The sequence below is a fragment of the Coleofasciculus sp. G1-WW12-02 genome, from assembly GCF_040219735.1.
Lineage (GTDB): Bacteria > Cyanobacteriota > Cyanobacteriia > Cyanobacteriales > Coleofasciculaceae > Coleofasciculus.
Window position 1 is genome coordinate 20,429 of record NZ_JAVJRX010000184.1, and the last position, 14,177, is coordinate 34,605.

10 protein-coding genes are annotated in these 14,177 nt (G+C 46.4%); 6 read left to right on the top strand and 4 right to left on the bottom strand.

Annotated features, from left to right (window positions below):
* Positions 1-309: 309 nt before the first annotated feature.
* Both RID09_RS28720 and petM read right to left on the bottom strand, forming a co-directional pair.
* Positions 310-1,287: an SDR family oxidoreductase gene (locus RID09_RS28720; protein WP_446339325.1), complete on the bottom strand. Its 978-nt coding sequence runs from the start codon at positions 1,285-1,287 to the stop codon at positions 310-312.
* 194 nt (positions 1,288-1,481) lie between these two features.
* Complete coding sequence (gene petM / locus RID09_RS28725) at positions 1,482-1,586, bottom strand: cytochrome b6-f complex subunit PetM (RefSeq protein WP_446339326.1); 105 nt, start codon at positions 1,584-1,586, stop codon at positions 1,482-1,484.
* 72 nt (positions 1,587-1,658) lie between these two features.
* Between petM and pdxA the strand changes: the two genes are divergently transcribed.
* The 4 genes from pdxA (at position 1,659) to RID09_RS28745 (ending at position 5,829) form a co-directional block, all read left to right on the top strand.
* On the top strand, positions 1,659-2,750 hold the full coding sequence (pdxA, locus tag RID09_RS28730) for a 4-hydroxythreonine-4-phosphate dehydrogenase PdxA (protein ID WP_446339327.1): 1,092 nt from the start codon (positions 1,659-1,661) through the stop codon (positions 2,748-2,750).
* A 454-nt stretch (positions 2,751-3,204) separates the two neighbouring features.
* The gene (locus tag RID09_RS28735; protein ID WP_446339328.1) at positions 3,205-3,963 is read left to right on the top strand and encodes a hypothetical protein; all 759 of its coding nucleotides are present in this window, start codon (positions 3,205-3,207) and stop codon (positions 3,961-3,963) included.
* A gap of 264 nt (positions 3,964-4,227) precedes the next feature.
* Entirely contained in the window at positions 4,228-5,625 is a 1,398-nt protein-coding gene (locus tag RID09_RS28740; RefSeq protein WP_446339329.1) for a DUF4231 domain-containing protein, read from the top strand.
* A 3-nt stretch (positions 5,626-5,628) separates the two neighbouring features.
* On the top strand, positions 5,629-5,829 hold the full coding sequence (locus tag RID09_RS28745; protein ID WP_446339330.1) for a hypothetical protein: 201 nt from the start codon (positions 5,629-5,631) through the stop codon (positions 5,827-5,829).
* Positions 5,830-5,995: 166 nt separating this feature from the next.
* On the opposite strand, the gene RID09_RS28750 is transcribed toward RID09_RS28745, so the two are convergent.
* Complete coding sequence (locus RID09_RS28750; protein ID WP_446339331.1) at positions 5,996-9,583, bottom strand: WD40 domain-containing protein; 3,588 nt, start codon at positions 9,581-9,583, stop codon at positions 5,996-5,998.
* A gap of 503 nt (positions 9,584-10,086) precedes the next feature.
* On the opposite strand from RID09_RS28750, the gene RID09_RS28755 reads away from it, so the two are divergent.
* Together RID09_RS28755 and RID09_RS28760 are read left to right on the top strand one after the other, a co-directional pair.
* A complete protein-coding gene (locus RID09_RS28755; protein ID WP_446339332.1) occupies positions 10,087-10,437 on the top strand; it encodes a hypothetical protein in 351 nt (116 codons plus the stop codon).
* Between the two features lie 141 nt (positions 10,438-10,578).
* The gene (locus tag RID09_RS28760) at positions 10,579-10,992 is read left to right on the top strand and encodes a hypothetical protein (protein WP_446339333.1); all 414 of its coding nucleotides are present in this window, start codon (positions 10,579-10,581) and stop codon (positions 10,990-10,992) included.
* A 546-nt stretch (positions 10,993-11,538) separates the two neighbouring features.
* Here RID09_RS28760 and RID09_RS28765 read toward each other — a convergent pair.
* Positions 11,539-14,163 (bottom strand): glycosyltransferase family 2 protein, encoded by a 2,625-nt coding sequence (locus RID09_RS28765; protein ID WP_446339334.1) that lies wholly within the window; start codon positions 14,161-14,163, stop codon positions 11,539-11,541.
* Positions 14,164-14,177 lie beyond the last annotated feature (14 nt).

Here is a 14,177-nt window from a genome sequence, read left to right on the forward strand (position 1 = left end):
CACCAACTCAGGGCGGGTTTAGGTACATCTGGGTGCGTTCAAAAACGATAGTCGTGAAACCCGCCCCTACACAATCACGCGCCATTCCCTCGAACAAAGTCAACACTCAAAACTCTTGCACTCACTCAGGGCGGGTGCGAGTTACATCTGGGAGAGGGAGAGAATTCAAAGCCTTCTCTCTCTAACCCCCCTTTATACCCCCCTTTCAAAGGGGGGCTAGGGGGGATGGGGGCTAGGGGGGATGGAGAGAGGTTTTCCAGAGAGGTTTTCCCGATCATAAGAAAAGTCAGCCCCATCACCCATCAGAACTTAAGGTTGTTTCATCGGCGTCTTCTTCTTCTTCTTTTTCGCTTTGCTCTTCTCGTAATCAATTTCCCTAAGCTTCTTCATAATTCGGCTAAAGTACTCTTGCAGGTAGGCTTCCAATGTGGTTATTTCTTTCGGATCAAGACCAAAAACCGGATAAACCTCATCCATTGAAGCCGTCATCGGTTTCCCCGTGGCTATCACCTCCGTGAATGCCAATCGATCCGCGATATTCCAACCCCACTGGAAAAATCGGGTAATCTGGCGCATTGCTCGCAAGAAATTAAGCGGAAGTCGGGCAATTCTGGCATCCTTACCAGACAAGCGCTCACATAGATTAATAATCTCATCAGCTCGCCACGCCCGTGTTCCCACAACTGGAAAGGTTTTATTTCCCGTTTCCGGAACCTCAAGAGCGCGAACCGCAAATTTTGCTATATCCTGAGTATCCATGTACGCTGTGGGCGCCGCTTCCCCCGTAATCCAAACCGCTTGTCCTTCTAAGATTGGCACAGCATACTGCATAATCAGTCCTTGCATAAAGCCGGCGGGTTGCAAGATAGTGTAGTTCAATCCCGATTCCGCCAGAAAGACTTCAGTACACCGCTTAATCTCCATCAGCGGCACACGGGGAAATTTTTCACAATTAAGAATCGAGAAAAAGACAAAGCGTTCTACTCCCGCCGCCACAGCCGCTTGAATCAGCGCCACTTTGCCATCCCAGTCTACCTGTTTAATGGTTAGAGGTCCTGTTGGTCTAGAGGTTGCTGCATCTACAATGGCAGTTATGCCTTCAAGAGCAGGTGGTAACGTCTGTGGTTCACACAGATCCCCTTGAACCACTTCGGCTCCCCATTCTTTTAAAAACGTGGCTTTTCTAGGGCTGCGAACCATACAGCGTACCTGATGACCCTGATCCAGCGCCCGACGAACCACCTGTCTTCCTAAAGTGCCTGTTGCACCGACGACCAACAAGTTCATTTATAAACTTTTTGCCTGTAAACTTAACGTTTCTATAAGATTCTATCAGAAAGGCTTCAAAGATGCTCAAATATAGGGAAGTTTTCACCCTTCACGACCTTCAAGGGCATGGTGCGTGACCCAAGGCTAGCTTCGAGGGAAGCTGGTTTTGGGGGAGTCACGTCTCGACAAGCTCCCCCAGCTTCCCCATCAGGTTACCCTTCGCCGCCTTGGATTTTGAGTAACAAAAAGCCCAAACCCATACCCACGAGAATTAGGGTAAAGGATAGTACGGCAGCATTAAAAATTTCAGCGCTCATGTCTTATCTCCTCTTGCGATCGCTTTAGCAGGCTCTAAGTTTAAGATTATCGTGATTGGGTTCAAATCCAAAATGAAAACTGAGAAACATTTGTTTACACAACCGATGCGTCAACCCCTAGGGCGTCCCCGCTTAGCGGTAACCTTGGGTGATCCGGCTGGAATAGGTCCAGAGGTGGTACTCAAGGCGTTGGCGGATGAGGAGATTACTCAGGATGCTGAAATAACTGTCATTGGCAGTCGCTCTTTGTTACAGACGGCGTATAATCAACTACGGCAACAGTTGCACCCGACCACGCCTCTAGCTGAACCGGATACCCTATCAATTTTAGATATTCCCCTAGACACCTCAAGAGAACATCAAATTACTCCGGGGTTGGGAAATGCGGTGAGTGGTGGTGCTTCTTTTGCTTACCTCCAGAGTGCGATCGCGCAAACCTTAGCGGGTGAGTTTCAGGGGATTGTCACCGCGCCAATTGCCAAGTCATTCTGGAAAGCCGCCGGACATGAGTATCCGGGTCAAACCGAAGTCCTGGCAGAATCTGCTGGTGTAGAGCGATTCGGTATGGCATTCGTGGCGCGATCGCCTCATACCCACTGGCTATTGCGGACACTCTTAGCGACAACCCATATTCCCTTGCATCAAGTCCCCCATACCTTAACCCCAGACTTGATGAGGTCTAAACTGGATTTACTGGTGGAGTGCTTACGCTTGGATTTTGGTGTAGAAACCCCGCGCATTGCAATTTCTGGGTTAAATCCCCACAGTGGCGAACAGGGACAGCTAGGAAGTGAAGAAAAAGACTGGTTGATTCCCTGGCTAGAACAGGAACGACAGCAACGTCCTCAGCTGCAATTGGATGGACCTGTACCACCCGATACCCTTTGGGTCAAAGCGGGTCAAGCCTGGTACGACAATCCAGAAATTCCCAATCTCCCCGATGCTTATTTGGCACTTTACCATGACCAAGGCTTAATTCCGGTTAAACTCATGGCATTTGACCGTGCGATTAACACAACGATTGGTCTACCTTTTGTGCGAACGTCTCCGGATCACGGTACTGCTTATGATATTGCAGGTCAGGGAATTGCCAATGCTACAAGTATGAAAGCAGCGATTCAATTAGCGGCACAATTGGTGCGACACAGGCGAAAAGAAGCATAGGTTATGAGTCATAAGTCATATTCTAGGGGCGGGTTTTACGAATAACGTTGGGCAAAAACTGATAACTTGACTAAACCCGTCCTCCGAAACATATTCTATTTCCTCTGTCAAGATGTAATTCCTATAAACTAGATGTTAGCTTAGTGGTGCTGATCCTGAGTGCGATTGCCACATTTTTGGCGGTGGTGATCGCAAGTATGGAGAAAACACTCATCGCCGCCCCACCGGGACGGATATTAATTAATTGAAAAAATGAGTGCAACTTGTTTGTGAAAGAAGCAAACAACTGGGAATACTAAATAGAGGGAAAAGCCGTGAAGGTAGGGTTACCAAGTTCACTGGAGTAACCCATCCTTATTAATCATCATGATTGACGTGGCTTAATCCTCAGACCATTGCCCTCGCGGCACAGTTAAACTGATGGTTGAAATATTCTCTCCCTAGATTTAGTTAAATGGAAAACACCAATACTTTGACCTTTAACAATAACCTGACAGCCCATGTTGTTCAAGTCCACAGTTTTACTGCCTTGAGGACGGCGTTGCACCAGCTTGGTCTCGACCAACCCCGCCCTACCCTAGCCCTCGTGGGTGGGGCGAGTAAGATTAGTGAGTCTGACAAAAATGATTTGCGACATCTTTTTATCGAAGTGATTGCGCCTCTAGCTGAACAACTGGGAATGGCAGTTGTGGATGGGGGTACGGATGCGGGGATTATGCAATTTATTGGTCAAGCGCGGACAAAGATTCGTGCGACATTCCCCTTAATTGGTGTCGCCGCCATTGGTACAGTTATCCTTCCTGGTGTTAAGAATGTGAATGCTGATGCGGAGATGCTAGAACCCAATCACACGCACTTTGTATTAGTTCCAGGCGGCAATTGGGGAGATGAATCACCCTGGTTATCTCAGATTGGTAGTCATTTAGCAAAAGGTTTACCCTCAGTTACAATTGTTGTGAATGGCGGCGAGATTACCTGGCAGGATGTGGCGCAAAGTGTGAAAGCCAAGCGACCTGCGATTGTCTTAGCCGGGAGTGGACGAACGGCGGATAAATTGGCAGCCGCGTTGCAGGGAGAGGTAACGGATGAGCGAGCTATAGATTTAGTAGCATCGGGACTTTTGCACGCTATTGAGATGAGTAAAGGTGCAGCAGCACTGGCTCCTCTGATTGGGCAGATGCTCTCTTTACCGCCAGATGTATTGTCAGAATAAATTAACTCCAGATAAGGTAGGAATAATCGTTGGTATTGACACGGTTAAACCCTAGGTTTTAGAGTATGTGTAATCAGGAAATTGCTGCCAATCCAAGAGTTGTTATGACATAATAAAAATGAGTTAACTGAGACATTTGCTGCTGACCTGCTTTAAGTCTTGTCTGAAGCGTTTGTTACTTAAAATCAATCATTCGTTGGGTCATTTGATACTGTCTTAAGCCCACCCTTGTTATATAGACTCTTGCAGATCAAGGTATAGAACGTGGCAAAAAAGAACTCTTATAGTCAATATCTTAGGAACCACCTGGGTAAATTAATCGATGAGACTGACTTACCCCCCTTGAAAAAGGAGTTTATGAAATCCCGATGGCTAGATCAAGTGCTGTGGTTGGAAGGACGGGCAACAAAGGAACGCGATCGCCATCACTCGCTGAGGCTACTGACGATTATCGGCGGTGTTATCGTCCCTGCCATGGTGGGATTCAACAGTACTAATCCTAGGATCAAGGAAATTGTCGGATGGTCAGCGTTCGGCTTGAGTCAAGCCGTAGCCATTTCAGCCGCCGTTGAAGAGTTTTTCTCTCATGGAGAAAAATACAAACAATTCCGTAATACAGCAGAAAATATGAAAATTGAGGGCTGGCAATTCCTGCAAATGGCTGGACCCTACAGCCAGTTTGAATCCCACGACGACGCTTATTCCACTTTTGCCTATCACGTTGAGCAGCTGATTCAGAAAGACGTGCAGGGTTTCGTGAGTCAGTTTGAAGAAAAAGAACAGAAGAGCAAGGAAAAGACAGCAGAAACCGTGGCTCAAAATGCCGAGCTAGCTCTGAGCAATCTCAATGAGCAAATGGAGTATCAAGCGCAATTGCGGCGGGAAGCGGAGAAACGCCGCTGGGAGGAAGAGCAGAAGCTTTTGCAAGGTGAATTTTCAGCACCGCCGGAACCGGATGCAACCAATGAGGAAGACGTCCAGCCAATCCCTTCGGTTACTTTAGAGGACTTGCCTATTTTAGGCGCCGCCGCGATGGCTTGGTTTGAAGAAGAAGAACCGGAAGAACCGAAAAAGCAGGAATCTTCAAACGGTAAAGGGAGCAGTGAGCCTGCCAAATCGGCTGTACCCCAACTGATTACACCGGAACAAGCGGCAAAAATTATGGATTGTCCGCTATCGGATTGCCAGAAATATTTACCTGGGGTATTGGAGGCACTACAAAACTATGAAATCTTGGATAAGCAGGTGCTGATTGGTTTACTGGCAACAGTGCGGGTAGAAACTAACGGGTTTAAGCCAATTAATGAGTTTGGTGGACCCAAATATTTTACCAAACATTATGAAGGACGCCGTGATTTAGGCAATGTGCAACCGGGGGATGGGGCGAAGTATCACGGGAGAGGCTATATTCAGATTACAGGTCGAGCGAATTATCGCACTTATGGGCAAAAATTGGGGGTTGATTTGGAGAATAATCCTGAATTAGCTCTTGACCCGACAATTTCTGCTAAGATACTAGCTTGTTACTTCAAAGATAGAGGAGTCGCCACTGCCGCAAAGGTGGGAGATTGGCGCAAAGTCAGAAAATTGGTGAATGGTGGCTATAACGGTTGGGATGTTTTTTCTAAGTATGTTGATAAAGCTAAAGCGGTAATTGGTTAAGGTATGGAACCCACAGAAGAAGTTTTTTTTCAACTTCAGGAACTCAAAGAAGTAATCCAGGAGCTTAAAGAACAGATTAAAGAAATGCAAACGATGCATGAGGCGCAACAAGAGTCAATTACATCTTTGATTGCTCTGTCTCAGAAGCAGACGACGGTGATTGAGCAGCAAACCTCTGTGATTCAACAGTTGGTAAGTCGATAAGGGAACAATGTAGCTGCACTGGCTCATCGGATTGGACAGGGCTGTTTCAAGAAATTGTCGCCTGGATAGCGTTTGTAAACTTGACAGAGATTTGAGGTTCTTCAGGACTTATTCGGCTAAATTATAAACTAAATGCCGAACAGCTTAAAGGCGGATTTGGTATGATTTACCGTTCAACAGCCCCTAAGGCTTTAAGGGTGGCTTTTTGTGCGTCCGTTAACCCTCGAGTCTCCGTAATGTTCATCCTCTCGTAAAGCCGATTCGCTCGTAGGGTTTTGAGGCACTCACCCGTATTGATATCCCAGATTTTAATCGTTTCATCTTGACTACTACTAATCAAAATACGACCATCTGGACTCCAAGTCACTGAATAGACCCAACTGGTGTGACCCTGCAACACTCCTATGGCTTCACAGGTTTGGGTATCCCATAAGCGAACCGAGAAGTCATGATTACCACTCGCCAGAATCCGACCATTCGGACTCCAGGCGACAACCCATACCCCACCCGCATCGCTATCCCAGGTTTTTAGACATTCACCTGTACTCACATCCCACAAGCGAATGGTTTGGTCATGACTACCACTGGCAAGAGTACAACTATCCGGACTCCACGCTACGGAACAGACCCAACCTGTATGACCCTGAAATATTTTCTGGCATTGACTGCTATTGACATCCCACAATCGAATCGAGAAGTCAAAACTACCCGTAGCCAGGGTTCGACTATCTGGACTCCATGCCACTGTCCATACCCAACTGGCGTGACCCTGCAACACTGAACGGCAAACCCCGGTTTGACCATCCCATAACCGCACCGACAAGTCATGACTGCCACTGGCAAGGGTATGACCATCAGGACTCCAAACTAATGCCCAAATGCTACCCGTATGACCGGGTAACGCCAAAAGACATTGACCACTCTCCACATCCCACAAGCGCACACAGGCGTCAAGACTACCCGTCGCCAGTTTACGACCATCTGGACTCCAGGCGACGCTGCGTATTCCATTCGTGTGACCGGACAAAACCTTGAGACATTCACCGCTACGGATATCCCACAACCGCGCCAAAAAGTCGTCACTACCACTCGCCAAGAACTCGCCATCGGGACTGAGAGCAACCGACCAGATCCCACTGGTGTAACCATGCAGCGCTTTTAGGCATTGACCATCACGGACATCCCACAAGCGAAGGGTTTGGTCATGACTGGCGCTGGCAATCGTGCGACTATCGGGACTGAAGGCAACTGACCAGATTCGTTCTGTGTGACCCTGTAAAATCTTAAGGCAGCGACGATGACGAATATCCCACAAGCGCACAATTGACTCAAAACCACTACTGGCGAGGAGATGACCATCCCGACTCCAGGCGACTGAGCGAATCCACTCGGTGTGACCTTGGAAAACATGGAGACAGCGACCATTACTCACATCCCATAAGCGCACGGTTTTGTCATCACTGCCACTGGCGATAGTACGACCATCGGGACTCCAAACTACAGCTCGTACCTCATCAGTGTGACCGTGAAAGGCTTTAATACACTGACCCTGACCCACATCCCAGATGCGAATCGCTGGGTCAAGACCACTACTGGCAATAGTACGACCATCCCGACTCCACGCCACTGACCAGATCCTACTCGTTTGACCCTCTAGCGCCTTGATACACTGACCCTTACCCACATCCCACAAGCGTACTGTGGGGTCAAGACCACTACTGGCTAAGGTTTGACCATCGGGACTGAAGGCAACCGCCCAAACTCCATTGGCATGACCGTGAAACGCCTTGAGACATTGACCCTCACGCACATCCCATAAACGCACGGTTTGGTCATCACTACAACTTGCCAGGATTTGACCATCGGGACTGAAGCTGACTCCCCAGACCCAACCCTGATGCCCTTTCAATGTCAACAGTTGTTTGCCATCTGCCACTTGCCACAAACGCACGTTCCCATCCACATCCCCTGTCGCCAAGTGTTTTCCATCGGGACTAAATGCTACTACCAGTACGCCACTTAAGGTTTCTGAGAAAACCGATCTACTTAAATCGGCATTTTGGAAGTTAACATTATACAAATTCCGGCGACGTAAGTCAGCTTGCCAAATCGTTAAATTAGAAAAATTATAGTTGGTTAAATTAATGTGGAGTTGATGTAAGAGGTTAATCAAATTTCCGCCACCATAGCCCGCTAATGCGGAACAATGTTCTCGGAGTTGGGTTAAAATACCAGCGAGTTTAGCTTCTAAGGTTTTAGGTGACTTAAAGGTTTGGTTAAGTCTTTGGACAAGGGGGTCTAGAACCAGACGGATTTGACTGGCTCTGACATAATCTTTGGCGGTCACTTTGACCAGAGGGTGACTGATTAATAATTCAGGGTGTTCTGTGGAAATTTCGTCATAACAGCCATAAATGAATCGCTCAGTCACGTATTCCATGACGACAGGTTGTTGGGTGTAACGGAACGACAACTTTTCTTGGGGTAGGCGCGTGGCTTTCTCAATTAGCGATCGCCCCCACAGACTTTCTAAGGATTCTAATAAATTTGACCGAGATACCCCAGGCACGATGTCGTCTTGAAGTTCGGCGATGGTTGTCCCTTCTCGATTAATCGCTAACCAGTACATAATAGTTTTTTCTAGAGACGGGAGGCGGTCAAACTGTTGATCGAGCAAGCGGCGAATGCTATTGAAGACAACGGTATCTTCGGCTAAAAAGGCTTCAATTTCACCGTCAAATAGGGCTTGAATCGAGGTGGCAACAATTTTGATAGCGAGGGGGTTATTGTCGTAGCGATCGCACAACTGTTTTTGGTACGTTGGTTGTCCGACTAATCCCTTATCTTGCAGCAATGCGATCGCGATATCAAAAGAGCCACTCAAGCGCACGGAGCGCACGGGCAGTTTTTCGCCTTCACTGGCGGTAATAATGGCTGGTTTTTCTCGACTGGTGAAGATGACACAACTTTGATGGGCGGTTTCGCCAATAGCTCGGAGCAGGTTCTCATAGTCCTCATAACCGGGACGAAATTGTCCAGCTTGAGCCGCTTCTAAAATGGCTTCCATGTTATCTAAAATTAACAGACAACGGAAAGTACGCAAATAATGAAGGAGTCGTCCCAATTCCGGTTTGGTTTCTTGTTGGTTAGAGATAAAGGACACTAAATCACCCACAAGGATTTCTAGAGGTGGGGCGTTGCGTAAACTTCGCCAAATCACATAGTCAAACTCATGCTGCACCTGTTGAGCCACCTTGGCGGTGAGTGTGGTTTTGCCGATTCCACCGATGCCTAATACTCCAATCAGGCGACACTGATCGGTGACAACGGATTGCACTAGAGTTGCTCGTTCTTGGCGGCGTCCATAGAACACGGAGACATCCGCCGCTTCTTCCCAGTCAGTGTGATTGGGGATTAAATTCTCTTTGGTTCCCCTGCCCCCCTGCTCCTCTGCTCCTCTGCTTCCCTGTTCCTCTGCCCTCCTGCTTTGCTGACGCCACTGGCGTTCTAGAGCTGAGGGAAAGTTGGTTTTACTGACTTGTTCACCCAAGGCTTCACTCAGCATCTTCCACAGCTTCGGACCTACATCTCGTTTCAGATAGCTGGCTGAGTACCCTGTTGCATCAGCAATTTTTTCGTAAGTCTGTTTTTGCCAGGAGCCTTTGAGGATAGCAATTTCTACATCACTTAGCCGTCTTCCTACTGTGGTAAAGATGACTTCGTCTGCCAGTTCCAAGCCTTGTTCAAAGTTCATAGTCATCATTGGACACCCAAAATTGCCATAATATTAGCAGAACTTTGCCAGAACTGATCTGTATTGACGATAACCTGTTGCTCTCAGAAACTAGGATTTCAGAGGATTTGACTTTGGAGCAATAATAATTGTCATTTTTACTGATGCAATGGATAGAAAAAACTCTATTCGGAATTTTGGTTCCTGAGTTCTGAACTCTTTTTGGGTTATATCAAATCCCTTCAATGGCTTATCGTCAAAAAACTCTACCCATTCCTCTATCTCGACATCTCCGTCAGTTTTAATGATAAGTACTCTAGCGGATTCGATTTTTTCAACACAAGTAAATCACCAGAACTTTTCCAGACTTTTCATGTATTGACGAGAATCTGTTGTTGGCACAAACTGGGGTTAAGAGACTTAGGTGAGCAATCAAGTTAGTCGTCTGAATCTATTGTTCTGCCAGTTCTTTAGTCATTATTAACGTTTCTTTAAAAACTGCCTCTAATCAAAAGGAGCATTATATGGCGCTTATAGTCAATTCAAGTGGTTTTGGCGTTTTCATTCAATGTGAAAATAATAAAGGAGAGGAAATTGGATGGAACGGGGGTGACATTCATCCAGGTGTTACTCGGTATATTCAAGCAGGGCGTATAGAGGGTAATGGAGGTACTTGTGAATGCAGGGTATATTCAGTAAAAACAACAAATGAACCTGCACCAGGTGGAGGATATGTACAGAAACAGACACCCGATCAACTTATCACTTCTAAAGTCATTAAACCCCATGCTCTTTGGTACTTTAATGGAGGTTCTCTGACTACAGACCCTACAGGTCTACGGTTTACGGATAATAGCAAGCGTCAGGGCTGGTAATTTCAATTTTATACGGAAAAGTATTTGGGTAGCGAGGAAATAGCTCTCTAGATACCACCAGCTTAAGTTCATTTTTTCACCAAATAATTATGTTCAGTTTGCTGATAGGAATAGTACTCTAACTAATAATGAGGTAGAAGTATGGCTGTTTTTGTTAACTCTACAAATTACGCAATCCATTTTGTTGGTTATAGAGCAGATGGCTTAAAATTTGAACAAAATGACCCCAATATATATCCAAATAACGCCCGATTTATTAATCAAGATCATTTTGGCGATACTAGCTGGTATATAGTCGTAGCATACGAGCTGGGTGCTTCTATACCAGATAAAGTAGGACTTGATAGCTCAACTTCTGGTGGAGGTCTAAGCGTAACTATTCCAGGATACGGAAGTATTGGCGCAAGCGTAAGTGGCGCAACCCTTTACTCAAATGGTCTAGCTGTTGTGAAAGCAGGACCTCACGATCTGTGGGAAGTCCGAGAAGATTCAAAAGGAGGTTGGGGTTTCCTTAAAGTTAGTACTTATTCAAAAGAAAGGCTGCATGGCTGGTAGTTAAGGGTAACTGCTCACAGTAAAAAACCGGGCTTGTTGAGAACGAAGTCAATGCGATCGCGTAATCTCTTCTGTTATTCTCCGCTAGATTAACGATTTTCCGAGAATAAACTCATCCATCAGGTGATTATTGCGATCGCACGCTGAACCCGCCCATCATTTTGGTCAAACCAAACCTTCCGCCCCTGCTGTTGTACGTTGATAGAGTTTTATAGCAAAGGCTTTACTATCTGCCCGTCCGTAGGAAATAAACGCATCCTGGAAGCCGTTCATGATATCAACTTTGATCGCATCGTTATGGCTTATGGGGGAAGGGGTAGAAAGGTAGAACTAACTTTTCACGGAAAGTCTAGAAACCTGCATCGGGGCGGGTTTAGTAAAATCTGGGTGCAACCGAAAAGATAGTTGTAGATACCAAACCCGGGTTAGCCACCCCCTTTATAAGCTAGTCCGCGCAGGCGGACTTTGTTTGTGTAGCTGCGACTTCTAGTCACCAGGGCAAAAAAGGGGTTCCTCACGTTGCACTGTGAAAACTAACCGCTATCATCAATGCAATACTCTAACTAGCTCCTTAACTTTAGCCGTCTGCCGATCCTTAAATTGCTCAGGAAAACTTAACTCTAGAGAAATTTTCTTAGGCGCAGAACTACTGCTATCACCAGGAATCAGGATTTCTAATGAGAGGATTTGGGTTAAAAATCGCTCCCGCGATTGGCTTAGGGGATCTTGACTTAAAAGCAAACCAACTAAGGGTTTTTCTTGCTGCATTTTATTTAAGTTATTGGGTTGAAGTAATTTAGCATTCGATGTGATAGAATCATCCAATTCCAACTGCAAGCTTCCCGTGCCAATTGCTGTCACAGTTGCCAAATAAAAGTCTCCTTCCCAAAACAGTTGAGCTGAGGCTTGAACCCGCTTGCGGACTTTGGCACTCCCTTTTTCCACTTTAAATTCTTGGAATGCACGGAAAAGACCTGTAGCCAAAAATCCTAAAGACTGCAACGGTTTATCCACATATTCCCGTGTTTGCGAATACCATTCCTTAACGTCAGAATACGTCACTAAGGTTAAATTATCTCGCTGTGCTTGGGTGACATTAATAAACTTAACCGCCAATTCCATTTGATGATCATTGATAGACTTTGCCACCACAATCTGAGCCTCCATAATCACCCTCGCCCCGTAATCACCCACTAATTCAACTTCAATTTCATCGGGTAAATTGGGTTGACCTTTGACTTCTAGGATCATGCGAGTTCCCGTTTCCGAAACATCCAGACTCACGCCACTCCAACTTTGGTCATAGCTGTAAATCGTTGCCCCAAGCCGTCGCCGTAAGCGGTGGGCGGTACGTTCTTGCGGTTGTTCAAAGGCAACCAGTAATGCTGCCATTAATAAAACCATGTTAAAGATACACCATAAGGCGTTAACCAAAACAGCCTCTGCATCCTCCGGACGCAGGATTAACCAAAAGGGAACTGACCCTAACGCCAGCAACACAAAAGCGGTAACACCTAAAAGCCCCCGTACAGATTGCCAATCAAAGTTGGAGAAGCTAAATTCCCGTTTGACGAGGGTCATGTCTTTGTCCGTGACGTTAAAAGAACCCAAATTGGGATTAATTAACGCCATCGTTGTCACATAGCCCGCCTGGAATGCCATGACAAATTCAAAGATTTCATTCCAGAAGGAAAAGCGTACATGCTTATAGGTAATGTAGTTAGCATTCAGGGACAGAAGGATATGAGGAAACGCATACGCCAAGGTTTCTAATCCCAAACCCTGAATTGGGTTGAGTCCAAACAGTAAGAACAGGGTAGGCGCGAGGGCATAAATCAGTCGGGGATAGCCGTAGAAGAAGTGAGACGTGGCGCTGAAATAACAAATCCGCTGTGGAATCGTCAAATTTAGCTTACGGTTGAGCACTGGATTTTCAATCCGCAAAATCTGCGCCATACCCCGCGCCCACCGGACTTGCTGACCCACATAGGAGGAAAAGTTCTCCGGGGCGAGACCCGCAATCATAATTTTGTCATAGTAAATCGACTTGTATCCCAGAGAATGCAGTCGGAATGCCGTGTGACAATCTTCAGTCACCGTCTCCGTGGCAATCCCACCAATCTGTAGGGCATATTCTTTACGAATTACCGCTGCTGAACCACAGAAAAAAGCTGCATTCCAAAAGTCATTCCCTTTTTGAAGTACCTTATAAAAAAGTTCATTACCAACCGGAATCCTGCCATCTGTACGCAAGTTCCGTTCAAAAGGATCAGGATTGAAAAACCAGTGAGGTGTTTGCACAAATGCCACTTTTGGATCAAAAAAGAAGCCGGCGGTATGTTTGAGAAAATCTCGCAGCGGAATATGGTCACAGTCAAGAATCATCACCAAATCCCCCTGCGTGCGGCGAAACGCGGTATTAATATTCCCCGCCTTGGCATGTTCGTTACTATCCCGCGTCATCATGGTGCAGCCAACTTCTTCACACATTTTCCGCAACTTCTCGCGACGAGCTTTATATTTTTCGGCTCGACCATCATCCAAAACATACACATGTTTTTTGTCATCTGGATAGTCAATTGCCATGGCTCCTATTGCAGTTTTGCGGACAATTTCCACATCTTCGTTGTAGGTAGGAATATAGATATCTACCTTGGGCCACTGGTCTTGAGGATATGCCGACAAATCGACCGGTTCACGGTCTTGAATGTGCAGGGTTTGAAAATACGCCAGAACTAGCGTCAGGATGGCATAGAGTTCAGCCACCAACAACAGCACACAAAAGAAGCCATTGAGAAACGTATCAAAATTGAGCGTGTAGTTGAGGCGATAGTAGAGATAGCGAGATGTGGTCACTAAACTCAACCACACTAAAAATAAGTGGTAGTACTCACTAATTTGTTTGTCAGAAACGCGGTTTTCCGCCCGCACAACCACTTGCCCGATCGCCAAAAGAAAAACGGCAACAATACCCTGTTGCCAAACCTTGAGTGGGGTAACAATCAAGGGAATCGAGATCACCAGAAGAAACAGAACCAGCCATTTCAAATGGCTCAAGCCAATTCGTGCCAGCGATCGGTCAAAAAACTCAGGCACGCCATCAACTAGCCAGTCAGTGGCGAAGGGACGTTGGGGACGAAATCGCTGGAATTTAGACGAAGACGAAGACATATTCAACGATATGG

What these genes read in the sequence shown, in the direction of transcription:
- RID09_RS28735 (WP_446339328.1), top strand. Translation starts at nt 3,205, where the DNA reads ATGGAAAACACCAATACTTTGACCTTTAACAATAACCTGACAGCCCAT.
- RID09_RS28755 (WP_446339332.1), top strand. Translation starts at nt 10,087, where the DNA reads ATGGCGCTTATAGTCAATTCAAGTGGTTTTGGCGTTTTCATTCAATGT.
- RID09_RS28760 (WP_446339333.1), top strand. Translation starts at nt 10,579, where the DNA reads ATGGCTGTTTTTGTTAACTCTACAAATTACGCAATCCATTTTGTTGGT.
- RID09_RS28750 (WP_446339331.1), bottom strand. Translation starts at nt 9,583, where the DNA reads ATGAACTTTGAACAAGGCTTGGAACTGGCAGACGAAGTCATCTTTACC.
- petM (WP_446339326.1), bottom strand. Translation starts at nt 1,586, where the DNA reads ATGAGCGCTGAAATTTTTAATGCTGCCGTACTATCCTTTACCCTAATT.
- RID09_RS28765 (WP_446339334.1), bottom strand. Translation starts at nt 14,163, where the DNA reads ATGTCTTCGTCTTCGTCTAAATTCCAGCGATTTCGTCCCCAACGTCCC.
- pdxA (WP_446339327.1), top strand. Translation starts at nt 1,659, where the DNA reads ATGAAAACTGAGAAACATTTGTTTACACAACCGATGCGTCAACCCCTA.
- RID09_RS28745 (WP_446339330.1), top strand. Translation starts at nt 5,629, where the DNA reads ATGGAACCCACAGAAGAAGTTTTTTTTCAACTTCAGGAACTCAAAGAA.
- RID09_RS28720 (WP_446339325.1), bottom strand. Translation starts at nt 1,287, where the DNA reads ATGAACTTGTTGGTCGTCGGTGCAACAGGCACTTTAGGAAGACAGGTG.